Annotated in this window: 21 protein-coding genes and 1 pseudogene; 6 read left to right on the plus strand and 16 right to left on the minus strand. The window is 61.7% G+C overall.

The window, feature by feature from the left end:
- The 3 genes from EV700_RS16780 to EV700_RS05395 all read left to right on the plus strand — a co-directional run.
- On the plus strand, nucleotides 1-230 hold a 230-nt coding region (locus EV700_RS16780), incomplete at its 5' end, for a hypothetical protein (RefSeq protein ID WP_165391344.1).
- A gap of 152 nt (nucleotides 231-382) precedes the next feature.
- Complete coding sequence (gene parC / locus EV700_RS05390; protein WP_130411543.1) at nucleotides 383-2611, plus strand: DNA topoisomerase IV subunit A; 2229 nt, start codon at nucleotides 383-385, stop codon at nucleotides 2609-2611.
- Nucleotides 2612-2745: 134 nt separating this feature from the next.
- On the plus strand, nucleotides 2746-3267 hold the full coding sequence (locus EV700_RS05395) for a hypothetical protein (RefSeq protein WP_130411545.1): 522 nt from the start codon (nucleotides 2746-2748) through the stop codon (nucleotides 3265-3267).
- Nucleotides 3268-3276: 9 nt separating this feature from the next.
- Here EV700_RS05395 and EV700_RS05400 read toward each other — a convergent pair whose 3' ends face one another.
- The gene (locus EV700_RS05400) at nucleotides 3277-4572 is read right to left on the minus strand and encodes a hypothetical protein (RefSeq protein ID WP_130411547.1); all 1296 of its coding nucleotides are present in this window, start codon (nucleotides 4570-4572) and stop codon (nucleotides 3277-3279) included.
- A 137-nt stretch (nucleotides 4573-4709) separates the two neighbouring features.
- On the opposite strand from EV700_RS05400, the gene serB reads away from it, so the two are divergent.
- Complete coding sequence (gene serB, locus EV700_RS05405) at nucleotides 4710-5927, plus strand: phosphoserine phosphatase SerB (protein ID WP_130411549.1); 1218 nt, start codon at nucleotides 4710-4712, stop codon at nucleotides 5925-5927.
- Nucleotides 5928-5933: 6 nt separating this feature from the next.
- On the opposite strand, the gene EV700_RS05410 is transcribed toward serB, so the two are convergent.
- The 7 genes from EV700_RS05410 to EV700_RS05440 all read right to left on the minus strand — a co-directional run bounded on the left by EV700_RS05410 (nucleotide 5934) and on the right by EV700_RS05440 (nucleotide 15119).
- Nucleotides 5934-6434 (minus strand): META domain-containing protein, encoded by a 501-nt coding sequence (locus tag EV700_RS05410; RefSeq protein ID WP_165391345.1) that lies wholly within the window; start codon nucleotides 6432-6434, stop codon nucleotides 5934-5936.
- 14 nt (nucleotides 6435-6448) lie between these two features.
- Nucleotides 6449-7660: a pyridoxal-phosphate-dependent aminotransferase family protein gene (locus EV700_RS05415; RefSeq protein WP_207224590.1), complete on the minus strand. Its 1212-nt coding sequence runs from the start codon at nucleotides 7658-7660 to the stop codon at nucleotides 6449-6451.
- 166 nt (nucleotides 7661-7826) lie between these two features.
- Nucleotides 7827-9911 (minus strand): GGDEF/EAL domain-containing response regulator, encoded by a 2085-nt coding sequence (locus tag EV700_RS05420; RefSeq protein WP_130411553.1) that lies wholly within the window; start codon nucleotides 9909-9911, stop codon nucleotides 7827-7829.
- Between the two features lie 70 nt (nucleotides 9912-9981).
- Nucleotides 9982-11844: a hypothetical protein gene (locus EV700_RS05425; protein WP_130411555.1), complete on the minus strand. Its 1863-nt coding sequence runs from the start codon at nucleotides 11842-11844 to the stop codon at nucleotides 9982-9984.
- A gap of 666 nt (nucleotides 11845-12510) precedes the next feature.
- A complete protein-coding gene (locus EV700_RS05430; protein ID WP_130411557.1) occupies nucleotides 12511-13395 on the minus strand; it encodes a LysR family transcriptional regulator in 885 nt (294 codons plus the stop codon).
- A 2-nt stretch (nucleotides 13396-13397) separates the two neighbouring features.
- A complete protein-coding gene (asd, locus tag EV700_RS05435) occupies nucleotides 13398-14246 on the minus strand; it encodes an archaetidylserine decarboxylase (RefSeq protein ID WP_130411559.1) in 849 nt (282 codons plus the stop codon).
- A gap of 57 nt (nucleotides 14247-14303) precedes the next feature.
- A complete protein-coding gene (locus EV700_RS05440; RefSeq protein ID WP_130411561.1) occupies nucleotides 14304-15119 on the minus strand; it encodes a sulfurtransferase in 816 nt (271 codons plus the stop codon).
- A 108-nt stretch (nucleotides 15120-15227) separates the two neighbouring features.
- On the opposite strand from EV700_RS05440, the gene pip reads away from it, so the two are divergent.
- Both pip and dtd read left to right on the plus strand, forming a co-directional pair.
- A complete protein-coding gene (gene pip, locus EV700_RS05445; protein ID WP_130411563.1) occupies nucleotides 15228-16178 on the plus strand; it encodes a prolyl aminopeptidase in 951 nt (316 codons plus the stop codon).
- Entirely contained in the window at nucleotides 16178-16615 is a 438-nt protein-coding gene (gene dtd / locus EV700_RS05450; RefSeq protein ID WP_130411565.1) for a D-aminoacyl-tRNA deacylase, read from the plus strand. The genes pip and dtd overlap by 1 nt, the downstream gene beginning before the upstream one ends.
- On the opposite strand, the gene tatC is transcribed toward dtd, so the two are convergent.
- From tatC to ubiE, 8 genes and pseudogenes are all read right to left on the minus strand, one after another.
- Nucleotides 16612-17361: a twin-arginine translocase subunit TatC gene (tatC, locus tag EV700_RS05455; protein ID WP_130411567.1), complete on the minus strand. Its 750-nt coding sequence runs from the start codon at nucleotides 17359-17361 to the stop codon at nucleotides 16612-16614. The genes dtd and tatC overlap by 4 nt on opposite strands.
- On the minus strand, nucleotides 17358-17768 hold the full coding sequence (gene tatB, locus EV700_RS05460; protein WP_130411569.1) for a Sec-independent protein translocase protein TatB: 411 nt from the start codon (nucleotides 17766-17768) through the stop codon (nucleotides 17358-17360). Before tatB ends, tatC begins: the two co-directional genes overlap by 4 nt.
- Complete coding sequence (gene tatA, locus EV700_RS05465) at nucleotides 17768-18010, minus strand: Sec-independent protein translocase subunit TatA (RefSeq protein ID WP_130411571.1); 243 nt, start codon at nucleotides 18008-18010, stop codon at nucleotides 17768-17770. Before tatA ends, tatB begins: the two co-directional genes overlap by 1 nt.
- 6 nt (nucleotides 18011-18016) lie before the next feature.
- A pseudogene (hisIE, locus tag EV700_RS17320) lies at nucleotides 18017-18752 on the minus strand (bifunctional phosphoribosyl-AMP cyclohydrolase/phosphoribosyl-ATP diphosphatase HisIE).
- Nucleotides 18753-18827: 75 nt separating this feature from the next.
- On the minus strand, nucleotides 18828-20942 hold the full coding sequence (locus tag EV700_RS05475) for an AAA family ATPase (protein ID WP_130411573.1): 2115 nt from the start codon (nucleotides 20940-20942) through the stop codon (nucleotides 18828-18830).
- Between the two features lie 340 nt (nucleotides 20943-21282).
- The gene (locus EV700_RS05480; RefSeq protein ID WP_130411575.1) at nucleotides 21283-22923 is read right to left on the minus strand and encodes an AarF/UbiB family protein; all 1641 of its coding nucleotides are present in this window, start codon (nucleotides 22921-22923) and stop codon (nucleotides 21283-21285) included.
- On the minus strand, nucleotides 22923-23582 hold the full coding sequence (locus EV700_RS05485) for a ubiquinone biosynthesis accessory factor UbiJ (RefSeq protein WP_130411577.1): 660 nt from the start codon (nucleotides 23580-23582) through the stop codon (nucleotides 22923-22925). Before EV700_RS05485 ends, EV700_RS05480 begins: the two co-directional genes overlap by 1 nt.
- Entirely contained in the window at nucleotides 23582-24412 is an 831-nt protein-coding gene (ubiE, locus tag EV700_RS05490; RefSeq protein ID WP_341272939.1) for a bifunctional demethylmenaquinone methyltransferase/2-methoxy-6-polyprenyl-1,4-benzoquinol methylase UbiE, read from the minus strand. Before ubiE ends, EV700_RS05485 begins: the two co-directional genes overlap by 1 nt.
- Nucleotides 24413-24423: the final 11 nt, after the last annotated feature.

Consider the following 24423-nt stretch of genomic DNA (forward strand, 5'->3'; position numbering starts at 1 on the left):
TGAAGGACGTGGTCATCAACGATGCCACGCCGCCGTTCACGCTCTTCCACAGCGCGTCCTGCACCAGCACCCCGTCGTCGCTGCTGTGCCAGACGTCGTCCGCCGGCACCGGCACCGCACCGTCGTCAGGAAGCACGGGGAACATCCGCTGGCAGTTCAGCAACAACCCGGTCGGACTGGGTGGCGGGCAGTCCGGGGAGGTTCGCTTCTGCGTCCAGGTCGAACAGTAAGCGCGGTACCGTAACAGGCGAGGGGCGACAAGCGTAACAACTTGTCGCCCCTCGTTTTTTCAGCGCTGGTCATTGCCGGGAGGTGTCGCTACACTTCTGCACCAATGATGATGCGGACACACCGTTCGCCCCTTCCCGAACCAGCCAGATCCATGACTACGACGACCCTGACCGACTTTAGCGAAGCACGCCCCCTGGCCGATTTCACCGAGCAGGCCTACCTCAATTATTCCATGTACGTCATCATGGACCGCGCCCTGCCGTTTATTGGTGACGGACTGAAGCCGGTTCAGCGCCGCATTGTCTACGCCATGAGCGAACTGGGCCTCCGCAACTCCGCCAAGCACAAGAAATCCGCGCGCACCGTCGGCGACGTACTGGGCAAATACCATCCGCACGGCGACTCCGCCTGCTATGAAGCCATGGTGCTGATGGCGCAGCCGTTCAGCTACCGTTATCCGCTGGTGGACGGTCAGGGCAACTGGGGGTCGCCGGATGATCCCAAGTCCTTCGCCGCCATGCGTTACACCGAGGCGCGCCTGTCTCCGTATGCCGACGTATTGTTGAGCGAACTGGGGCAGGGCACGGTTGACTGGGGGCCCAATTTCGACGGCACCATGGAAGAACCGCTAACCTTGCCGTCACGCCTGCCCAATCTGCTGCTCAACGGCACCACCGGCATTGCCGTCGGTATGGCAACGGATGTTCCGCCGCACAACCTGCGTGAAGTCGCCAAGGCTTGCATCGCCCTGATCCGCGAGCCGGGCTTGACGCTTTCCGAACTGCTGGAGTTCGTGCCCGGCCCGGATTACCCCACGCGCGCCGAAATCATCACGCCGCGCAGTGAACTGATGAATCTCTACGCCACCGGTCGCGGCAGCCTCAAGATGCGCGCCGTCTATGAAATGGAAGACGGTGATATCGTCATCACCGCCTTGCCGCACCAGGTATCCGGCGCCAAGGTGCTGACCCAGATCGCCGACCAGATGAATGCCAAGAAACTGCCGCTGGTGGCGGACTTGCGCGATGAGTCCGATCATGAAAACCCGACCCGGCTGGTCATTGTTCCCCGCTCCAACCGCGTCGATGTTGAACAATTAATGGGCCACCTGTTCGCCACGACCGATCTGGAATACAGCTACCGCGCCAACTTCAATGTCATCGGCCTGGATGGCCGCCCGCAGGTCAAGGACTTGCGTTCCTTGCTCAGTGAATGGCTTGTCTTCCGCCGCAACACGGTACGCCGCCGCCTGCAGCACCGCCTGGACAAGGTCATGGCGCGGCTGCACATTCTGGGCGGCTTGCTGATCGCCTACCTGAACATCGATGAAGTCATCGCCATTATCCGTTACGAGGACCATCCCAAGGCCGAGCTGATGAAACGCTTCGGTCTCAGCGACGTGCAGGCGGAGGCCATCCTTGACCTCAAGTTGCGTCATCTGGCCAAACTGGAAGAAATCGAGATCCGGCGTGAGCAGGATGAGCTGGAAAAGGAACGCCAGTCGCTCGAGGCGGTTTTGGGGTCGGAAGAAGCGATGAGCGACCTGCTGGTGAGCGAACTTGAGGCGGATCTGGCCAAGTACGGCGATGACCGCCGTTCACCCCTGGTGCAGCGCGGCGAGGCCCAGGCCCTGAAGGAAAGCGACCTGACCCCGGCCGAGCCGGTGACCGTGGTCTTGTCCGAGAAGGGGTGGGTCCGGGCGGCCAAGGGCCATGATGTCGACGCCGCCGGACTGAGCTACAAGGCCGGGGATGCTTACCTGACGCGCGCCCAGGGACGCAGCAACCAGCCGGCCTATTTCCTGGACACGAGCGGTCGCAGTTATTCGCTGCCCGCCAACAGCCTGCCGTCCGCCCGTGGCCAGGGGGAACCGTTGACCACCCGGTTGAATCCGCCGTCAGGCGCCGCCTTTATCCAGGTCCTGATGGGGGAGCCGACTCAACCGATCATCCTGGCCACCAATATCAGTTACGGCTTCCTGTCCACGCTGGGGGATCTGGATGCGGGCAACAAGAACGGCAAGGCTGTGGTAACCGTTCCGGAAGGGGCGGGCCTGATGCCGGTGCTGACGGTGCAGAATCCGCAGGAAGACTGGCTGGTGGTGCTGAGTTCGGAAGGCCGGTTGCTCATGTTCCCGGTCAAGGACCTGCCGGTGCTGAGCAAGGGCAAAGGCAACAAGCTGCTGGGGCTGGATGAGGGGGAATCCCTCAAGGCCATGGCGGTTTGCCGTACCGGCGACAAGCTGGTGGTGCATACCAGCAACCGCCACCTGACCCTGAAGTGGACCGACCTGGAGCATTACCGGGGTGAGCGCGGCCGTCGCGGCGCCAAGCTGCCGCGCGGCTTCCAGCGAGTCGAATCACTGTCCATCGGTGAGTAAGCGAGGCAGGGTGGTCATCCGCCCGTCCGTAACGCCTCGTTGCAACTTGCCGGTGCTTTTGGTTGAGACAGGTATCCGGCAAGCCTAGTCTTGAAACGATTACAACAATAATGACTCCAGTGAGGAGAACTACCATGACTGCCGCCCCATTGCTGGCAGGCTGCACGCTGGAGGATCTGGCCCGCCGCAGCTTTGCCGAACTGGAAGAAGTCTATCTCGGCGCTCCCGAACCCGTCTCGGTGGTGTCACTCAACGGCAGCCCCAAAGGGCGTATGCTGGCGGTTCGTTATCTGGACAACGGTTTGCCGCACAGCTTTATTGCCGCCATTGCGCGTTTGGGCGTGTTTCCGTGGGAGGGCAAGAGTTTTGAGGCGACGGCGGACCATGCCGGGCAAGGCTCCAATCGCATCAAACTGCTGAAACCTACCCTGAATCTGTTTACCTTCGCCAGCCGCATCGACACTTCGGCGATCGATGGCCGACGCTGCATCGTGCTTGATTATGACCTGCCGGGTAACCCCTGGGTGGTACAGCGCATCAGGGATGAATTGCGGGAAGTGTCGCCGGGCCTTTTTCTGGGACCGGCGATGGTGAAAGTGCGGCGTGGCGCGGCCGAAACCATTCTCTGGTTCGGTATCGACAGCAAGCCTGAATAGGCGGGCCGGTCAGGCGGCGTCCGCCGCCGGTTTCTTGCGTTCCAGAATGTGCTGCTTTTGTTCAAGCACGCGGGCTTCATCCAATTCCGACAGACCGATCACGCGCCACGGATAGATCTCTGAGGGCGGTTCCGGGTTTGTGGCTGCCGGGGTTTCTGCTGCCGAAGGCGCTTCGGCATCCGGCGATTCGGACGGGGAGGCGATATCCGCTGGCGTTGTTTCGTCAGCGGCCGCTTCGCCTTCAACCGGCGCGGACTCAGGGGCCGGAGCGGGCGGCGGAGCCATCGACTCCAGCCGGTGCGCTGCTTTCAGGGTATCCAGGCCGGTCAGGTTACCGGGCAGCAACAGGGACTGGACATCGCCGCGACGGGCCAGTTGCATCACTTCATCCAGCACCACGCCTTCCTCGCGATCGCCCAGCGGGCAAATCGCCGCCTTCACCGGCAGGGCGAACAGCTTGGCGCTGCGACGCTGTTGGTAAGCGGTATCGGCAAGCATCAGAAACAGGCGGCCGCAGGACAGGGCTTGTTGCAGGCAGGCGGCTTCATCATCACCCTCGAAGCGCACGGAAGCCCCTTCCGGACCAAAGGTGTGCTGGACCTTGCCCTGGTAGAGGCGAGCGGCGCGCAACAGCAGTTTTTCCAGAATCACCAGCATCTGGTCGGCGGTGCTGGCGTTGACGCGTTGCAGCAGGCCCTTGCTGTCCTCCAGAACGACTTGCAGGAAAACCGTGGCGGCAGGCGGGACTTCTTCGACGGGGGCGGGTATTTCAAGCGTTGGAGCCGGAGAACGGCGCAGAAGCGGCGGCAAGGGTTGCAGGATCGGCACCTTCACGTTGCGGAACCGTTCCGGCCAGATCAGCCACGAACCCAGCAGTAGGTGCAGCACCAAGGAGCCTAGCAATTCCAGGCCGCTGCCGCGCAGGATCTCGCCGCGGGCGGGGCTGGCCAGCACGACTTCGACATTGCCCAGCGATTTGTCATCCAGCTTGACCGGGGCCTTGAAGGTCAATCCCGACAGGGTTGGCGCATTGCCGCCGGAGGCCACGGCCCGGGCATCCGTCCCCATGACCTTCAGGCTCAGCACTCCCGGAGTCTGTCCGAAGCGGTCAGCCATCAGGCCAAGGCCGACGGAGTCCTGGTTCATCATCAGCGGCGCGGCGTTCGTGGCCAGTTGCGAGGCGAGCAGTTCTCCCACCGGTTGCTGGGCGTGATCCACCTCATGTTTGGCGCTGCTGACCATCAGTGTCGCATGAACAAGAAAACTCACCGCAAGCACGATGACAAGACTGCGTGACTGGATCAATTGGACCCCCTCGCCGAATGGAAGACAGTTAAGGCAAAAAACAAATTATAATCGAGCGCTTGTTGCGGGGAGCATAGCCGATTGTCGGGCAATTCACTATCATCCCCGCCCAATTCGCCGGTTAATTGCGGGACTTTATGCGCGAAATCATTCTGATGTCATTTGCCGGGCCGGATCGTCCCAGCCTGAGCGCCAGCCTGATGCAGGTACTGGCCAGTCATTCCGTGAATATCCTTGATGTCGGCCAGGCGGTCATCCACGACCAGCTGTCGCTGGGGGTGGTGGTGGAGTCGCCGTCGCCCATGGAGTCCGCGTTGCTGATGAAGGCGGTGCTGTTCCGGGCGCATGATCTCGGGTTGCAGGTCCGGTTCACGCCGATTACCCAGGACAGCTATCACCAGTGGGTGGGCGGTCAGGGCAAATCCCGCTATATCGTGACCCTGCTGGCGCGCAAGATTACCGCCGAGCATCTGGCGGAAGTCTCGCGCATCGTGGCGGAGAACGGTCTCAATATCGACGGTCTGGCGCGCCTGTCCGGACGAGTGATGCTGGAAGGCGAGAACAACGGCCCCGGCAAGGCCTGCGTCGAATTCTCCGTGCGCGGCGAACCGGCGAATATCAATCAGATGCGCGCGGATTTCCTGCGTCTTGCGAATGAACTCAGTGTCGATATCGCCTTCCAGCGTGATGACGCGTATCGCCGCAACCGCCGCGTGGTCTGTTTTGACATGGACTCGACACTGATTGAGCATGAAGTCATTGATGAGCTGGCCAAGGCCGCCGGAGTCGGCGAACAGGTCGCCGCCATTACCGAACGGGCCATGCAGGGCGAACTGGATTTCAAGCAGAGCTTCGAGGCACGCGTGGCTCTGCTGCAGGGCCTGAACGCGAATGTGCTGGCCGACATTGCGGCGCGACTGAAATTGAGCGAAGGCGCGGAGCATCTTGTGCGCACCCTGAAAGCCCTGGGTTACAAGACAGCCATTCTCTCCGGCGGCTTCACCTATTTCGGGCAATACCTGCAAAGCAAGCTGGGCATTGATTACGTTTACGCGAACGATCTGGAAATTGTCGACGGCAAGGTGACCGGCCGGGTGGTGGGGCAGGTGGTGGATGGCCAGCGCAAGGCGGAATTGCTGCGCGAAATAGCCTCGCGCGAGGGGGTGCGGCTGGAACAGGTGATTGCGGTGGGGGACGGCGCCAATGACCTGCCGATGTTGTCGATCGCCGGTCTGGGTATCGCTTTCCGCGCCAAGCCGCTGGTGCGCCAGAATGCGCGTCAGGCCATTTCCACGCTGGGTCTGGACGGGATTCTGTACCTGCTGGGAGTGCGCGATCGCGATCTGGAGCGTTAAAACGCCTTAGTTGTCCTTCGGCGGCATTGGCAGCAGTTCGGCCAGGATGGCCTTGTTTTCATCCAGCAACAGCAAATAACCGTTGGCCTTGGCGATCATGCCGAAACGGGTGCGTGACAGTACGTCCAGCATCCGTTTTTCCTGATCGGCCAATTCGGTGCAGAAGCGCCGCGAAATCCCCGCCCCGGTAAACTGTATCCGGGTGTTCTCGCGCTGATAACTGCCGAATACCCCGTTGCAGCCGGTATAGCCGGACATTTGCCCGTCGTTCAGTTCCAGTCGCGCCGGTGCTACTTTGGCGGAGCGGATCGCAGGCACGGTTTCAAGCTGGGCGAACAGCCAGGCGGAACGGTCGAAGTCCTTCGGCAGGTGATTGAACACTTCCACTTGCGAGGTCACGGTGGGGACCGTCGGCACGATTGTCCGCGCGCCTCCGGCCGGGGTGACAGGGGTTTGGCTGCAGCCGGCCAGCGCGACGATCAGGGGCAGCCCGTGAATCAGGCGCATGCCGGCGGCATCCATCAGCGTGCAGTCGCCTGGGCGGCATAAGCCCGGTAGGCGGCAGCAACGGCCGAACCCGGCTCGGCCTTCACTCCCTGCGCCATCAGCACCGACTCCATGGCGTTGAGGCAAGCGATCACGTTCTCGACCCGGCTGGAATAGCCCATCAGTCCAATCCGCCAGATCTTCCCTGCCAGCGCGCCCAGCCCGGCGCCGATCTCGATGCCGTGCTGTTGCAGTAATGCGCCACGCACCTGTTTGTCATCCAGTCCGCCGGGAATGTGGATGGAGTTCACTTGCGGCAGGCGGGCGTCTTCCGCCACCACAAACTCGATGCCCAGTTCGGCCAGACCCGCCTTCAGCGCCAGATGGTTGCTGCGATGGCGCGCCCAGGCGTTTTCCAGCCCCTCTTGCTGCAGGACCCGCAGCGCCTCATGCAGCGCATACAGGCTGTTCGTGGGCGCGGTGTGATGATAGGTGCGAGTGGTTTCACCCCAATAGCCCAGCAGCAGGTTCAGGTCCAGAAACCAGCTTTGGCTCTTGCGATTGCGTCCCTTGACGGTGTCGACGGCGCGTTCGCTGAAGGTGATTGGTGACAGCCCCGGCGTGCAGGACAGACACTTCTGGCTGCCGGAATACACCGCATCCGCCCGCCACTGGTCGACCAGCACCGGGACGCCGCCCAGCGAGGTGACGGTATCGACAATGGTTAGCGCGTCGTGCTCACGCGCAATACGGCACAGCGTATCGGCATCGGAGAGGGCGCCGGTGGATGTTTCGGCATGGACAAAGGCCAGCACGCACGCATCCGGGTGCTGGCGGAAGGCATCGGCAACTTTCTGCGGGTCCACCGGGGTTCCCCAAACATCATCGACGATGACCGGAATGCCGCCGCAACGTTCCACGTTTTCAACCATTCGCCCGCCGAAGACGCCGTTACGGCAGACAATCACCTTGTCACCGGGGTTCACGAGGTTGACGAAGCACATCTCCATGCCGGCTGAGCCGGGGCCGGAAACCGGGAAGGTCAGGGCGTTGCGGGTCTGGAAACTGTAGCGCAGCAGCGCCTTCAGTTCCTCCATCATACCGACGAAGCTGGGGTCCAGATAGCCGATCGTGGGTTTGGCCAGTGCCTGCAGTACGCGTGTGGAAATATCGGACGGGCCGGGGCCCAGCAGGCGGCGTTCGGGAGGGGTATAGCCGCCGGGGGTGATTTCGGGAGACATCAGCATGGTGCGTATTATTCCTGGAGCGGGTTATTGTCGTTGTCGTCCAAGCCTAGCGAGCCGGGACGCAACATGCAATTGCCCTAACCGGCGCATCGTGCGGTTTTTGTGAGTGAGTTTGACGGGCGGGAACTGAAGCACGGAGCGGGCCTTCCGGCCCGCTATTCCCGTGTCAGCTTTGACTTTCGTAGGTCAGGTTTTCTGACGGCGGCTGCAGATAATAGCCCTGGAGATAACGTACGCCCATCGTCCAGAGCTTGGAAACGGTGTTGGCGTTTTCCACGTACGAAACGATCAGCCGTTTGTTCAGGGCATTAACGTCGCCGGCCATTTTCTTGGTCATGTCGAGATGTTCAGGTTGGCTCAGGTCCTGGGTGAACGAGCGATCCAGCTTGATGTAATCGGCATCGACATGCTTCAGCGTATTCATCGGATTGACGGTACAGCCGAAGTTGGTGATTGACAGGGGGCACCCCGCCGCCTTGAGCAACGTGCTGTGCTCCTTGGCCTGCTTGAGGTAGGTAACCACATCATTTTCCGAGAACTGGATGACCAGCGGATGCCCCTTGGGATCAATGGCCTTGGCCAGCTTGCCCGCCAGATCGGCCAGTGATGGATCCTGCAGCGATTCGGCCGTCAGGTTAATCAGCATTCGACTGCCCGGGTGACGCCCCAGGTGCTCCTTCAGGCGCTTGCAGGCATTGATCATGACCCAGCGGTCAATCTTGCTGCCCAGCTGATAGCGTTGCGCCACGGGCATGAATTCGTCCGGGGTCATCAGCTTGCCGTCGGCCAGGGGAAGGCGGACGAAGACCTCAAAGAACTGGGCGGTTTCGTCTTCAACGTCGAACAGGGGCTGGAACAACAGCTTGAACTTGCTTTGCTCCAGTGCTTCAGCCAGCAGTTCGCGCAGGGCGGAGTCGTTGGCGGCGGCATTTTCAGCCGGGTTATACAGATTGATGCCGTTACCGACGCCTTTGGTCAGCAGTTTGACTTTTTCAGCGGCATTGACCGCTCGCGACAGGATTTCCGGAGCATCCGGGGCGGTTTCGCCGATCATGGCGATCCCGATGCTGAGGCTGGTCTGGATGGTTTTGCCGCCGGGGATGTCGAACAGGCGCTCATGCACGGCTTGGCACAATTTCTCGGCGGTAGCCTTGGCGACATCAGCCGAAGTCTCGGGGAGAATCACGGTAAACGCGGTGTCGCTGAAGCGGGCCAGCGTCCCGTCATTGAGGAGATCCTTCAGCAACTGCGCCAGCGAGGAAATGACGTTGTCGGTGCCGACAATGCCGGCGGCGGCATTGATTTGCGGGACATTGTCCATGCTCATGAAGAACAGGCTGCTTTGGCTCTTTTCACGGCGAACCTTGATCAGCGCCTCTTCCAGGTTTTCCTCAAATCGTTGACGGTTTGGCAGGCCTGTCAGGCCATCCAGACTGGTGACAACCTTGAGTTGCTCGGCCAGCATGGCGGCCTTGGCCTTGCCGTCATCGCGGCGAATCACAATCTGCGTGCACTGCTCGCCATCGTAGCTGGCTGCGGAAAGCTGCATCATGGCGTCAATTTTATCGCCATCCGCCCGGACGCCGTGGAATTTCAGATCGGTTGAGATCTTTTCACCCTTGCCGTAAGCGCGCAGGTAATCCTTGAAGCCGGAGAGGTCTTCCTTGGCCACCAGGTCGATGACGGGCATGCCTTCGAGATCTTCGCCGGATTCATAACCGAACAGTTCCACGTACGAGGTATTGGCATAAATGTGCATGCCGTCGTGGACATAGGCGATGGCGTCGCGGGAATTTTCCAGGAGTAGCTGGCAACGCTTTTCCGTTTCCTTGAGGAAGGCCTCGGCAGTGCGCTGGGCGCGGCGGTGGTAAAGGTTCTTGATCTCGCGGCGGATACAGAAAACGACGTGTTGATGCTGGTCAAAGACAATCGCATCGACCGCGCCGGCCTCAAGCGACTCCACAATCATGCTTTCATCGTAGGCTTTGAGCAGGACAATCAGCGGAATGTCCTTGTCGCGATTGCGAATGGTTTGCAGGGCCTCGGAGTACGAGCTGCCGGAAACCTCTTCCCCGGCCAGCACCAGATCCCACGGTTGCGAGTTCAGGGTGTCCTCGAAGTCCTCAAGATTGTCAACGAGCTGCGGACGAGTCGGTGTTCCTGCGTTTTTCAGGGCTTTTACAATTTCTTCAGTGTTATCTGCCGAATTGTGCAGCACCAGAAGGCGCAGGGTTTCACTTTTTGCGGCCATATTGGAAATAGTCCAGGGTCGGGGTTTGAAGCCTCTCAGACGGGGCTATCTGGCAATTCATGGATGCCGGCTACAGGTTGGTCCACAAGGAGTCAAAGTCGTCAGTTTCTGACGGCGCCTTGCTGCGGGCAGCGACAGGCGTATTGGCGGCTGCGGCAGCCTGTATGGTTTCCTGCGATTGTAACAGCGCGAACTCGAACTGGCTAAAACTTTGTGTGGTCAGGTTCTCAGTTGTCAATTGTGCTTTGACCTCCTCGTTGCCCAAACGGATGATAATCCGGTAACCGCTGCGGAATGTCAGGTTCGGGGTAATCAGGGTGGCGGGGCGGTGCAGTGACTTCATTTCGGGTAACAGCAGGGTCCGCATGTATTCAGTGGATTCGCCGGTTTTTTTCAGCACGCGCGCGCCACAGGGTTTGGCGCGGGCAGACAGGATCTCGATGCCGGCTTCCGCGCCCTGGGTGGGCAGCTGTTTGACCCAGCGAATGACGCCGATATTCCAGCTGGTGTCATCGGGCTCGCGCAGAACCAGAATCTCGCCGGTGCGAAGCGACAGCGGCGGTTCACCACTCCAGCGGATGCAATAGCCGCCCGGGCTGATATTGACGATTTCGGCGCGAAGCGGCGGATAGAGATTGCTGGTATCCCGCGGAGCGCGGTTTTCCTTGTTGTAAAAAGAACTGAATTGCGCCTGAACCTTCTGGGAAACCTTGAATTCGTCATCAACCGTGCCGAAGGTAATGCGCCAGGGATCCACTTCCTTGGCTTCCTTGTGCATGGTCGAGTTGTTATGGTCCTGCAGGAAGAAATTGGCTTCCTCCTCGGACATCATCTGGTGAACGTTAATCACCGATTCGAAATCCTGCTCGCCTGCCAAGTGGTAATGCGTGGCTGTAAGCCCCAGACAGACAAGCAATTCCCCCTGATAGCTACGACGGGCGAAGGTCCGTTCGGTCGGGGCGTTCCAGATCCCGATCAGGTGCTGCAGCAGACTGGAGGTCAGGGCCGATTCGGCCCGGCCGATCTGCGCCGGCGGGGTTGTGGCCAGGGTTTGCAGGTGTTGAACCAGCTTTTGGGCATCGATGTAAAACGAATTCGGACTGGTTGTCGCCTTGGTGATGTAGGCCGGAGGGGAGTCTGTCTCCGAGTTGACAATCAGCAGGTCGCCGGTCGCCACCTGGTTTTTGATCTTGAGCAGGTTAACCCAGACTTCGGTGGCATCATAAATCTGGCGGATTTCGGTCTGACGCAACTTGTTGGTGTGTGAGGCGGCCAGAATCAGGGCGCGGATATAGGCATCGCCCGGGCTGAGTTCGCGCACATGGGCAAAATGGGGATCGGCTACCTTGATTTGCGCCAGCCCATGCGTATTGGCGATCTTGTACAGCGAGTGCAGGTCCAGCCATAGCCCGGTTGGCGACGGCAGGTACAGCGTGTTCGACTCCAGAAGCAAGCCGCCCAGCTCGCTGATGGCCCGTTGCATGCTTTGCGCCGCCAGATGCTGTGTTTGCCGACGACCAAAACCCAGCATGCTGAGCTTCGTCTGCAGTTTGTCAACACACTCGTAAACGACGATCTTGTACCCGAAGGCCAAGTGGGCGCGCAACGATTGGGCCAGTGTTGCAACGCGGCTGGCCCGTTCGGGAAGCAGGACGGACTGGTTCAGGTAGTGCTTGGCCAAGGCCTGCAAAATGGTATAGACCGGTGCGCGAAGCACCTCCAGCAATTCGAATCGGGTTTCTTCCGAAGTCTTCAGGCGGGTAATTTCCTGCAAGGTCTGGTACAGGCGTTTCGCGGTCTCCCCGACGTTCATGATCGGCAGGGTGGCGACCCATGCCTCCATCTCCGTCTTGCTGCTGCCGACCAGGCTAAGCCGGCTCAGGTTCTTGTCCGGGATGGATTGACCAATAATGCTGCTCGTTGTTGTTGTCATTGCAGTGCTGACCTGTATTGTCCCGTTTCTGGGTGTCGCATCAAGTGCCGTGTACCCGGGCTCAAGCCTGTATAACATTCAAGCCATCGCTCTTGTTACAGGCTTTTCTCCCTATCCTGCCATGCAGGTCCTTATACGGTAATGCACGTACCCATCAGATGTTTTGATTTTTGTAGATTACTTCCCAAAGCGCAAGCCTTGACGAGGACTATTTGTGACAAGCCGCCAGAGTGTTCGGGAAGCGTTAATACGAGGGGAATCAGGCGGTGTCGCCCGCGCGGCGCCCGCAGTTACGGCACGTTCGGGTGAAGTATCGCTTGGAGCGGCGACCCACAAATACGAAGTCACAGACCGGGCAGCGAATCCTGCCGGCGATAAACATGAAGGAGGCGCCCGCCGCCAGTGAAACCAGGGACAGTTCAAAAAAACGGGAGGCGGTAACGGCAAGTCCCAGGGACAAGGTGGCAATAGATATACCGGCCGATACAAAAGCCAGAAAATACAGGCAGATACTGGTGACCTGCAGGTTGCGTATCCCTTGGATGCTCATTAGAAAGCTAACACTATCAATTGGTTAAAGGTCATAGCCTTGTCACATAATACTGATAGGCGCACCGTTATTCCAATCTGATCATCGGGAAAACACTAGTTATATAAGGGAAAACCCTAGCAGTTCACAAAACAATGTTCCAAAAAGCGCACCAGGCCAAAGGTCCGGTATTTCTGCCGGTGAATCAGCACGAAGAATTGACGGTCCAGATTCCAGAACGGTGTCGGCAGGATTTTCAGGGAGCCGTTATCCAGGCTTTCGCGGAGGGAAAGGCGCGAGGCGCAACCGACTCCGAGTCCGCTGGCGACAACCCGCTGGATGGCTTCGGTGTGCCCCAGCTCCAGCAGGACTTTCACATGTGGCATGCGCCCGAGTACGGCGTTGTCAAAAATCTCGCGCGTGCCGGATCCCGGTTCGCGCAAAACCCACTCCGCATCTGCCAGATCCGTTTCGGTGAGCGATTCTCGACAAGCCAGCGGATGGGTCGGAGCGGCAAACACGACCAGCTCATCGTGTCGCCAGGGAATGACTTCCAGGTCCGGGGCATGGCAATAGCCTTCAATGAAGCCGATGTCCAGCTCAAACTGTCCCAGAGACGTGATGATGTTGCTGGTGTTGGCGATTTCCAGCGTCAGTTGGCTTTCGGGATGCTCGCGCATGAAGGTGGCGATGAGCGGCGGCATCGAATAGTTGCCGATGGTCAGGCTGGCGCCGATTTTGAGGCTGCCGACCTGGCTTCCCCGGCCGCGCGCCAGCTCCTCAATACCCTCGGCATGGGCGAGGGTGGTAATGGCCTTGGGCAGCAGTTGCCGTCCCAGGTCGTTGAGTTGCAATCGCTTGCCGGCGCGATCGAACAGCAGGCAGCCCAGTTGGGTTTCAAAATCCGCCAGCGCCATGCTGGCGGCGCTTTGGGTCAGGTTGAGCTCCTGGGCTGCGCGGGTGACGGTGCCATAGCGCGCCACCGCCGTGAAGACGCCGAGCTGCTTCAGCGTAATCCGCATGCCTAGCGCAACGTCCCGAAGGCCGCGCCCATGCGCACGGCTGCGCCGGCGGTCAGACCGTCCGCCCATTCGACCACATTCGGGCCGAACAGCACGATGGCGGTGGAACCCAGATAGAAGCGGCCCAGCTCATCACCTTTTTGCAGGGTGATGTTCTGGTGCTGGTAGCCCGATACCGTCACGTGACGGCCGTGCGGCTTGATGTCGCCGGCCCAGACGGTGGCAATGCCGGCAACGATCATGGCGCCCACCAGCACCACCGCCATCGGTCCGGCGGCGGTATCGAAGATGCACACCAGGCGCTCGTTCCGGGCGAAGAGGTTGTCTACATTTCCGGCCGTGGCTGCGTTGACGGAATAGAGGTCGCCGGGCACATAGATCATTTCCCTCAGTCTGCCGGTGAACGGCATGTGAACGCGGTGGTAGTCCTTGGGCGACAGGTAGACGGTAGCGAACTGCCCGCCAATGAAAGGCCGCGCCCGCGCGGCATCTCCGCCCAGCAGCGCGTCAACGCTGTAGTCACGGCCTTTGGCCTGGAAGATGCGGTCTTGGGAAATGCCCCCGATCTGGGAAATGGCGCCGTCGGCAGGACAGGCGACAACCTTGGCGCCCTGAGCAATCGGGCGCATGCCCGGCTTCAGCGCACGGGTAAAGAAGGCATTGAAATTCTCATAGGCCAGCGGATTTTCCTCGGCGGCTTCCGCCATGTTGACGTCATAAGCCTGGGCGAAGCGGCTGATGAAAGTGTTCTTGATGGCCTTGATGCGGGTAGCGGCCAGCCAGCCGGTGCCGCGGGACAACAGGTGCTGGGGCAGGATGTGCTGCAGGGCGATAAACAGGGTGTCGGACATGGTGTACTCGTTGTCGGTATTTCAGGCCGGTCGCATCAGGCGCCGGTCGTATGGGAGTCAGCGTTCTATCGGCGTGTCGGGACGATTTCCCCACTCACTCCACGAGCCGTCATAGGCCTTGAGCGAGGGAAAGCCGAGGATGCGGCCGACCAGATAGGTAAAGCCGGAACGGTGATGCGTCTGGCAATGGGTCACTACGGTTTTGTCTGGCGTAATGCCCAAGTCGGCCAGCTCCCGGCGGATGGTGTCCAGATCGCGCAGGCGCAGGGCATCCTCGCGGTTCATGGCGCGGGTCCATTCATAGTTGGCCGCGCCGGGCATATGGCCCGGGCGCTGGGCCAGGATGCGCTGGCCGTGGAACTCGTCCGGCGAGCGCGCATCCCAGATGGCGTGGCGGCCGTCGCCCAGATGCGCCAGCAGGTAATCGGCATCAGCCTGCGCGTCGGTCTGGATTTGAAGCTTCAGACTGGGGTTCGGCGTCGGGGTATTGGCGGTGTTTTCAATGGACAGCCCCGCCGCCAGCCAGCCGTGCAGGCCGCCGTTCAGGTAGGAATAATGCCGGTGGCCGATCATGTCGAGGGTCCAGACCAGCCGTCCGGCCCAGCCGCCGCCTTCGTCATCGTAGACCACCACGTGCGTTTCCGGCGTCAGCCCCAGGCGACCGAACAAGGACTCCAGCCGCTCCAGCGACGGCAGTTTTCCGGCGGCGGGCAGTTCGCCGCCCACCAGTTCCCGGCCACTCAGCCACACTGCGCCGGGAACATGCATCTCGCGATAGACGGATTCCTTGCACAGGTCGAGAATCAACAGGCCGGGCTCACCCAGGCGGGGGGCCAGTTCCCGGGGTTCCAGCAAGAGGGGAAAGCGGCTCATGAAGAGACTCTCGACACGGGTGACAAAAAGGGGATTGTAATCACAGACAGGGCATTTGTCAGGAACGGCTTTAGTCATTACTCTAAAACGTATCACGAGGAGAGCAAGATGCTTGGACTGTATCCCGAAATCCAGCCCTACGCCCAGCACCGCCTGGCCGTGGACGAGCCGCATGTGTTGTATGTCGAGGAAAGCGGGAATCCGCAGGGTATCCCGGTCGTGTTTCTGCACGGCGGCCCGGGTGCGGGCACGCAACCGTGGCACCGCCGCTTCTTTGACCCCGAGGTTTACCGCATCGTCCTGTTCGATCAGCGCGGGGCCGGGCAATCGACGCCCCATGCTGAACTGGCGGGCAACACCACCCCGGCGCTGGTGGCTGACATGGAGGTCATCCGTGAGTTTCTGGGCATTGACCGCTGGCTGCTGTTTGGCGGCTCCTGGGGCTCGACGCTGGCGCTGGCCTATGCCGAAACCCACCCGGAGCGGGTGTCCGGTTTGATCCTGCGCGGCATTTTCCTGTGTCGCCCCGAGGATCTGCACTGGTTCTACCAGGACGGCGCCAGCCGCATCTTCCCGGACGCCTGGGAAGATTATGAAAAAGTGATTCCGGTTGCCGAACGTCACGACTACATTCAAGCCTACTACCGCCGCCTGACCGGTGACGACCAGATTGCGCAGATGGCGGCCGCCAAGGCCTGGTCAGTCTGGGAGGGGCTGTGCTCGACGCTGAAGCCCAATCCCGGCGTAGTCGGGCATTTCGCCGATCCGCATACGGCGCTGGCGCTGGCGCGGATCGAATGCCACTACTTCGTCAATGACATCTTCCTGCCGCCGGGCGACCTGCTGGCGAAAGCTGATCGCCTGCGAGATATTCCCGGCGTCATTGTCCACGGCCGATATGATGTGGTCTGTCCGCTCGATAACGCCTTTGCCCTGCACAAGGCCTGGCCCGCCAGCGAGTTGCACATCATCCGTGACGCCGGGCATTCCGCCGCCGAGCCGGGCATCATCGATGCGCTGGTCAAGGCGACTCACGATTTCGCGCGCAGGCTGGCCTGATGCGCGGATTGATCCAGCGGGTCAGCGAGGCCAGCGTGACGGTGGATGGCAAGGTTACCGGGGAGATCCGCCAAGGCATCCTGTTGCTGCTGGGCGTGGCGCACGGCGATACCGCGGAGCAGGCGGACAAGCTGCTGCACCGGGTATTGAACTACCGGATTTTTCCCGATGTGGAAGGGCGGATGAACCGCAGCCTGAAGGACATTGGCGGCGGCCTGCTGGTGGTGTCGCAGTTCACGCTGGCGGCGGAAACGCACAAGGGCTTGCGACCAGGATTTTCCGCGGCGGCGGAACCGGCGCTGGCGGAGTTCCTCTACGACTATTTTCTGGCGGAGGCCATCAAGGCGCATCCGGTGATCGGTGCGGGTATTTTCGGGGCCGACATGAAGGTGTCGCTGGTCAATGACGGCCCGGTGACTTTCCTGCTGGAAACCTAATTGCCCGCCGCTTCCCGGCGGCTTTCCAGAATGCGTCCGAACAGGACGCCCACCTCGAACAGCATCCACATCAGCATTGCCAGCACGGCCATCGACAGGGCATCCGGCGGGGTGATGAACATGGCGACCGCGAAACACAGCACGACAATGTAGCGGCGCTTTTCGATCAGGCTTGCCGTGCTGATGATCCCCGCCATCACCATCAACAAAACCACGACCGGAATTTCGAAGGTGAACCCGAAGACCAGGAAGAACTTCAGGCAGAAGTCGAGATAGCTGTTGATGTCGGTCATGAAACTGACGTGTTCGGGCGCGACGCTGACGAAGAATTTCAGCACCGGACCCAGCGTCACGAAATAGGCGAAGGCGACGCCGGTATAAAACAAGAAGACACTGGACACCAGCAGGGGTATGGCCAGCTTGCGCTCGTGCTTGTACAGAGCCGGGGCGATAAAGGCCCAGATCTGGTGCAACACCACCGGGATGCCCAGGAAGAAAGCCGCATAGAAGGTTAGCTTGAACGGCGCCATGAACGAGGAGGTGACGTCGGTGGCGATCATTGAGCTGCCGGGCGGCAGCAGCAGGCGCAGCGGCGAGGCCAGCAGGCTGTAGAGATCGTTGCGGAACGCGACCAGGGCGAAAAAAAGAATGCCCAGCGCGCTCAGGATATTGATGATGCGTGTGCGCAACTCGATGAGATGCGATACCAGCGGCATCTCATCCTGCAGTTCGGGTTCCTGGCTCATGGGGCGGGCCGGTGCTCGTGGGTGGTTTCGGGAGGGACGGCGCTTGCGGCTTCGGGGGCCGCAATCTCGGCGTGAGGCGCTGGCTCTATGGTTGCAACCGGGGTGTCAGGCGGCAGCGCGGCGGCTTCCTCCACCGTCTGGCGGATGGTGTTCTCCATCGCGCTGACCTGCTGGTTGACTGCGACTTCGGTGGATTTCAGCCGTTCGATTTCTTTCTGGATGCGGTCGCGCATTTCCTGCGCGGCCACTTCCTTCTCGATTTCAGCCTGGATGCCCAGCACCATGCGGCGGATGCGGCCGATCCACGCCCCGGTCATGCGCGCGGCGTGCGGCAGCTTTTCCGGGCCGAGCACCACCAGGGCGACGACCGCCAGCAGCAGCAGTTCGCTGAAACCGACGTCAAACATCAGGTGTTATCTTTTTTCGGGGCATCCACCGGACGGGCGGTGCTGTCGATCGGCGGATTCTGGTTCTGGGAAATCTGTTGCTGGGGCGCGGCGGGTTTTTCCTCTTCTTCCTTCATGGATTCCTTGAAGCCCTTGATGGCGCCGCCGAGATCCTTGCCGATGTTCTTCAGCTTCGAGGTGCCGAACAGCAGGAAGATGATGACCAGCAGCAGCAGCAGGTGGGGCAGGGACAAACCGGACATGAGAGATTACTCCGCAGTGGTGGATCGGGCCGCTTTTTCGGCGTGGCCGGAAATATGCAAGCGACGGGCCAATTCGGTGACGACGGCCTCGGGCGGCACATTAAAGTGCCCGAGCATGACAAGGGTATGAAACCACAAATCGGCGGTTTCATAAATCAGGTGTTCGGTCTGGCCGTCCACCTGGGCGTCCTTGGCGGCCATCACGGTTTCCGTGCATTCCTCGCCGACTTTTTTCAGGATCTTGTCCAGACCCTTGTGATAAAGGCTGGCGACGTAGGACGAGTCGGGAGACGCCTGCTTGCGCTCGGCGAGGATGCGGCCCAGTTCGGCCAGCACGTCGTTAGTGTTCATGCTTGGGAGACTCGTAGATGGCGTGGGGATCCTTGAGGATGGCGTCCACCACCTGCCACTGGCCGTTGTCGTCCAGGCGGCGGTAGAAACAGGACTCGCGTCCGGTATGGCAGGCAATGCCGCCCACTTGTTCGATTTGCAGGATGATGACGTCGCTGTCGCAGTCGAGGCGGATTTCCTTCACTTTCTGGATATGCCCGGACTCTTCGCCCTTGTGCCACAGCTTGCGGCGCGAGCGCGACCAGTAGACGCCTTCCTTGCGTTCAGCCGTCAGGGCCAGGGCTTCGCGGTTCATCCATGCCACCATCAGCACCCGGCCGGTGACGGCGTCCTGCGCGATGGCGGGAATCAGCCCGTGTTCGTCGAATTTGACGGAGTCTAGCCAGTTCATCAGGGTTCTTTGCGGTAAACGAGGCGGCAACTATAGCACCAACCGCCCCCGCAGGGGCAGGGGTGCCGGCTTCCCTTACAGGAAGCCGATGCTGCGCTGACGTCCGTCTTCCTTGAGATCGCATTCCTCGATCAGCCGCTCCAGCACCTGCGACGCTGACACCAGCGGCCGCAACCGATGCTGGCGGCGCAACGTGGCGAAGTCGCCGGGCGTGAGTACGGTCATCCGTTCCAGCGCGCCGCGCAGCGCCGGTTCCGGCGCCGCCAGCCCCAGGCTGTCGCAGAAGCGCAGGAACAGGGCCCAGGCTTGCGCGGGTTTCAGGTAGCCGAACTTCATCTTCAGGTCAAAGCGGCGCAGCGTTGCCTGATCCAGGCCGTCCAGCCGGTTGGTGGAGGCGATGAAGATGCCGCTGAAGCTTTCCATCTGCGTCAGCATCTCGTTGACCAGCGTCACTTCCCACGATTGCCGCGCTTGCCGGCGGTCTTGCAGGAAACTGTCAACCTCATCCAGCAACAGGATGGCGTTTTCCTGGTCAGCCTCGCGGAAGGCGGCGGCGATGCGCTGTTCGTTCTCGCCGACATAAGCGCCCAGCAGATCCGAGGCGCGGCGCACCAGCAGCGGCATTTCCAGCCGGTCGGCCAGCCAGCGGCCGTAGGCGGTCTTGCCGGTGCCGGGCGGGCCGTAGAAGCAAAGCGTGCCCTGACGGTGTTCGTCCAGTTGCGCGGCCAGCGTCTCCAGTTGGCCGTCAGCATTGATGAACGCCGGATCGTAGTAATCCGGGCGCGCATCCGCATCGGGACCGCCAACGCGGGGGTGGCCCTGCGCCTCCAGCGTCTGGTTGACCAGGTCGGTGAGCGTGCCCGCCACCCGTTGCGCGGGCAGGGTGTCGTGAACGGTGCGGATCACCCGCGCCGCACGCTGGATCACCGCCGGGGTCAGGTGTTCCGACTGCGACAGCCGTTCGATATCGCGTTCCGGCAGCAATTCGCCGCAAGCGCCGCGGATGATGTGCGCGCGCTGCGAACGCGGCGGCACGGTCAGCTCCAGCACCAGGTCGAAGCGGCGGATGAAGGCCGGGTCGAGGCCGCTGACGGCATTGGACATCCAGATGGCCGGGACCGGATTTTCTTCCAGCATGCGGTTCATCCACGCCTTGCGGGTCTGGGCGGTGCTCTTTTGCCCGAAGAGGTCGTTGCCGTCGTTGAACACGTCCTCCACTTCGTCGAAGAGCAGGAAGATCTTGCGGTGGGCGAAGAAGTTCTGCGCGGCGCGGTACGAGCGCAGTCGGCGCTCGCCGTTGACGGGGTCGCCTTCATCATCCTCGCTGGCCACTTCGTAGAGATCGTGACCCTGTTCGTGCGCCAGCACCCGCGCCAGTTCGCTCTTGCCGGTGCCGGGCAGGCCGTGGATGAAGATGTTGACGCCGGTGCGGCGCTCGGCGACGGCGCGCGCCAGATAGGGCTGCAGCACCGCCAGCGACTTCGCCAGATGCGGGTAGTCGGCCAGCGACAGCGTTGCCGCCCGCGACGGATTGACCGTGCCGCGCAGCAGGTGCGCCGGATCGCTGACTTCCTGATGCATCATCTGCTCGGCGAACTCGCCGGAGAGCAGGTCCAGCTTGCCGCGCAGGCACATCATGCCGTTGCGGTCGACGGTGAGCAGGCCGGCGCGCGCCATGACGCTGTTGTTGCTGAGGCCCTGCCGCACCTGGATTTCCGTGAGGCCGAGGATGGTGGCGATGCCCGCGTAAAGGTCGATGCTGTTCATCGGGCCGAGGTAATCGGCCGTATCGTCGAGGAGGCGGTGCGAATGCAGCAGGATGGCGAAGGCCAGGATCAGCCGGTCCGACTCTTCCAGCCCCAGCAGCCCGGAGAGATGGGTCAGGTTGCGCAGCAGGGTGTCCGGCAGCGCGGGAGGTTCGGTGTTTTCCAGGCGGGCGTACAGACTGCGCAGGTCGGCGATGGCCTCGGTCGGCGAGTAGGGCGTATCGCTGTCAAGCGCGGTTTCGAGGCCGAGGAACTGGGCGACGGTATTGTTTTCATAGCTGTCCGCGGCCACGAAGTGGCGATAGCCCTTCAGCGGCACCAGGATGCGCAGCATCCAGCGCTGGACCAGTTGTTCCAGCGCCGTCAGGGCCGGAGGATGCGCGGCGGCCGGGAGCCCGGCGGCGGCAACGGGAGATTCGTTCATGATGCATACCTTGCGTCAACGCAAAAGAAGCAGGCCTGCCGGAACAGGAGGGCAGGACGGGTTTTTACGGTTTCGTGTCAGGTGTCGCGGTCAGCGGAACGCGGGGTTCCGGACCCAAACCCTAAGGGATAGGGGCGCAATCATGAGGGTCTCCTTTTTCATCGGGGTAACGGAAAAAGCGGGTGGCGAACGCCGGATCGCGGCGTAAACCGGGGGACAGGGAGCGGGCGGGTAAGCCACATCCTGTCCAAGGCTTGGGGATTATAGCGCCGGAACCCCGGGTGCAGGCAAGTATCCGGACATGCGGCGGATTAAAGGGATATGCGGCCCGAACCGGGGTTCAGGCCAGCAGCCGCCAGACGACGGACAAGACCATGACCAGCAGGCAGAGAAAGGCGGAGAGGCCGGTAGAACTGACCACCCCGGCCAGCCCCAGCACGAAGCCGGACAGCGCCAGCCAGTCGCGGCGGCGGTCGGCGGCCATGCGGTACTGCAATTGCTGCAGTTCCCGCCATTGCCGTTCCTGCCAGGCGGCGCTGTTGCGCAGGTTGTTGAGGCTGTCCCAGACCAGCCCTGGCAGGTCGGAAAGGCCGAGGATCATGGCCGGAGTCTGCTTCATCAGCGACTTGACGCTTTCCGCCGGATTCATGCGCGCGGCCAGCCAGCTGCCCAGCAGCGGCTTGCCCAGCGACCAGATGTCCAGCTCGGGATAGAGTTCGCGGCCCAGTCCTTCCACATGCACCAGCGTCTTCATCAGCAGCACCAGTTGCGGCGGCACTTCCAGATGGTAGCGGCGGGCGACGTCCAGCACGCCCAGCAGGATCGGCGCGAAGTCCAGCTGGTCCATGCGCTTTTGCAGCATCGGCGTCAGCAGGCGGCGGATCTCGCGGGTCAGGCCGGGAATGTCGGTGGACGGCGGAATCCAGCCCGCCTGGTGGGCGACGTCGATCAACTGGGTGAAGTCGTTCTGCATTACCGACATCATCAGCCGCGCCACAGTCAGGTGATCCTTGTCGCTCAGTTCGCCCATGATGGCGCAGTCCAGCGCGATGTAGCGCGGATTGGCCGGGTCGGTGGTCTCGACAAAGATGTTGCCGGGATGCATGTCGGCGTGGAAGAAGTTGTGGTTGAACACCTGGGTGAAGAAGACGGTCAGGCCCTTTTCCGCCAGCACCTTGCGGTTGACGCCCAGACGTTCGAAGGCGGCGTTGTCGGAAACCGGCACGCCGTAGATGCGTTCCTCGACCATGACGTTGTGGGTGCAGAGGTCATGATGGACTTCCGGCACATAGATCAGGTTCGAACCGGGGAAGTTGTTGCGCATACGGGTGGTGTTCGCCGCTTCCTGCAACAGGTCCAGTTCGCCCAGCAGTACCTGTTCGTAATCGCAGACAATGCGCCAGGCGTGGAAGGCGGCCATGGCGGGTGAACGCGCTTCCAGCCATTCGGCGGCGGCCTTCAAGAAGCCGAAGTCTTCCTGGATGGCCTGTTCCAGGCCGGGGCGGGCGATCTTGACGATGACTTCGCGGCCGTCGAGGCGGCAGGCGGTATGCACTTGGGCGATGGAGGCGGCGGCCAAGGGTTGCTCGTCGAAACGGCTGAAGAACTGGCTGACCGGCCCGCCCAGCTCCTGCTCGACAATCGCCTTGGCGGTGTCGGACGGGAAGGGCGGTACCCGGTCCTGCAACTTGCTGAGCTCATCCAGCAGGCCGGGCGGCAGCAGGTCGCGGCGGGTGGACAGCAGCTGGCCGAGCTTGATGAACAGCGGTCCCATTTCTTCCAGCGCCTTGCGCAGGCGCTCGCCTTCGCTGTAGGTCGCCAGCATGCCTTCGGCCGACCACCAGGCCGGATGCAACCGCACCAGCAGCAGGGCCGCGCGCACAGGCAACGGGATGGGCGCATCGGCGGGAACCAGCTTGTCGAGACGGTAGAAGGCGACAATGCGCCACAGCACCAGCAGGCGGGGAAGGTGGGCCAGCATCAGCGGGGGTCTCCCGGTTCGGAAGGAGTGGCGGCCTGACGGTCTTCCAGTCGTTTCCGGACGACGGCCAGACGGGCTTCAAAGCGTTCGATGTCGGAGCGCAGGTCCTGCACTTCCTCAATATAGTCTTCCACCTGCCAGCGCGGCGGGAACAACTGACCGCTTTCGCGCAGGTAGGTGGTGGTGTTCTTGAAGATGTCCGAGGCGGCCTGCGTGGCGAAGCGGAAGAACCCTTTCAGGCCTTCGCCGATCTGGTGGGCGGCGGCATCGCCGACCAGGCGGCTGAGCGCGGACTCCCAGTCGATATCCAGGGTTCCGGCGATGGCGTGCAGTTCCTGCAACAGGGCGGTGTCGCCGCTGATCTGCAGCTCGCCCACCGAAAACGGCTCGCGCAGTTTCATCAGTTGCCGCAGCAGGACCAGGCTGGAAGCGGCCACCGTGGTGTCCGCCGCCGGGTTCTCATGGCTTTCCAGCGGCGTCAGCCGCACCTTGTCGTGGTCGAGATGGATCAGGATGTCCAACGGCGGGAACTGCACTTTCACCAGCACGCTGCGGCCTTGCAGCGCATTCAGGCGCTGGCGGCTGCCCGGATCGAGGTCCAGCGCTCGGTTGATCAGGTCTTCCAGTCCGGCGACAGCCAGCACCACCGGCATCAGCATTACTTGAATCCCCGGTGCAGGGCGACGATGCCGCCGGTCAGGTTGTGGTAGTCGCAGTTGACGAAGCCGGCGTTGGCCATCATGCCCTTCAGGGTTTCCTGGTCGGGATGCATGCGGATGGATTCGGCCAGGTAACGGTAGCTCTCGGCGTCCTGGGTCACCATCTGGCCCATCGCGGGCAGGATGCTGAAGGAGTAGGCGTCGTAGATTTTCGACAGCGGGGTGTACAACGGCTTGGAAAACTCCAGCACCAGCAGCCGTCCGCCCGGTTTCAGCACCCGGTACATTGAGCGCAGCGCGGCGTCCTTGTCGGTCACGTTGCGCAGGCCGAAGGCGATGGTGATGACATCAAAGGTGTTGTCGGCGAAAGGCAGGCATTCGGCGTTGGCCTGCACGTATTCCACGCCGGTAAAGCCCTGGTCGAGTAGTTTGTCGCGGCCGACATTGAGCATGGAGGCATTGATGTCAGCCAGCACCACGCGGCCGGTGGCGCCGGTTTCGCGGGCGAAGGCGCGGGCCAGGTCGCCGGTGCCGCCGGCAATGTCCAGCACCTGCATGCCGCGCCGGACGCCGGACAGGGTGATGGTAAAGCGCTTCCACAGCCGGTGGATGCCCATCGACATCAGGTCGTTCATCAGGTCGTATTTGGCGGCCACGGAATGGAAGACTTCCGCCACCTTGGTGGCTTTTTCTTCCTTGAGAACAGTCTTGTAACCGAAGTGGGTCAGGTTTTCGTCTTGCGGGGTGGCCATGTCAGCTATCGGGCAGAAATCCGGGAGGCCTGATTGTCGGCTTTCCCCGGTCGGGACGCAAGGCTGAGATGGCGGGATGAACGGCGGCG

It is taken from the genome of Fluviicoccus keumensis (assembly GCF_004217445.1).
Classification (GTDB): domain Bacteria; phylum Pseudomonadota; class Gammaproteobacteria; order Pseudomonadales; family Moraxellaceae; genus Fluviicoccus; species Fluviicoccus keumensis.